Raw genomic sequence first — 886 nt, forward strand, 5'->3', positions numbered from 1 at the left:
TATTTCGATACGATACATCATCAAAGAGTACATGCGTACTTGGAGGAGTTCATATCAGATAAGATTATTCTGAAACTGGTCTGGAAATTTCTTCGTTCAGGTATTCTGGATAAAGAAATCTACATCGAAACAACAGAAGGGGCACCGCAAGGTGGACCACTATCTCCAATTCTTGCGAATGTCTACTTGAATAAGTTGGATAGAGAACTGGAAAAGAGGGAACATCGTTTTATCCGATACGCAGATGACTTTGTCATCTATGTCAAAAGTAAACGTGCAGGAGAACGAGTGATGGAAAGCGTCACCCAATTCATCGAAAAGGATTTACAACTCACTATTAATCAGGAGAAGAGTAAAGTCTGTGGTGCAACCTTGTCAACGTTTCTTGGGTTCAATATTCAAAACCTCATGGGAAAGTTGGATGCCGACCAAGTAAATCGGCGAAACAACGATTCAAAAACAAACTGAGGAAAGAAACCATTCGTAAAAGACCCGGTACATTCTCGGAAATCATCAAGAAGATTAATCAGATTACGGTTGGATGGATTAACTACTATGGGGTAAGCAGAATGAAGAGTTTCATCCTGGAAATCCAGCAATGGTTAAACCACCGACTTAGGCAAATCGTCTGGAAAAGGTGGAAGAGGGTCCGTACGAAATACGCAATGCTCCGTAAATATGGCATCGATCATGAGGCAGCTATAAAACAAGCAAATTCCCGAAAGGGGTACTGGCGTACTTCTAGGACTAAAATCTTACATCGTGCAATAACGAAAGAAAAGCTCATAAAATGGGGACTGAAAGATATGTCCCAACTTTATGAGCGAAGATACTTAAAAGGTTGAACCGCCGTATACCGAACGGTACGTACGGTGGTGTGAGAGGT

Annotated in this window: 2 protein-coding genes; both read left to right on the plus strand. The window is 41.3% G+C overall.

From position 1 onward, the window contains the following. On the plus strand, positions 1-468 hold a 468-nt coding region (locus AC25Y6_RS19585), incomplete at its 5' end, for a reverse transcriptase domain-containing protein (protein WP_488144203.1). A gap of 11 nt (positions 469-479) precedes the next feature. Next, on the plus strand, positions 480-845 hold the full coding sequence (locus tag AC25Y6_RS19590) for a group II intron maturase-specific domain-containing protein (protein ID WP_488144204.1): 366 nt from the start codon (positions 480-482) through the stop codon (positions 843-845). Positions 846-886: the final 41 nt, after the last annotated feature.

The organism is Sporosarcina sp. Y1004, from assembly GCF_057669665.1.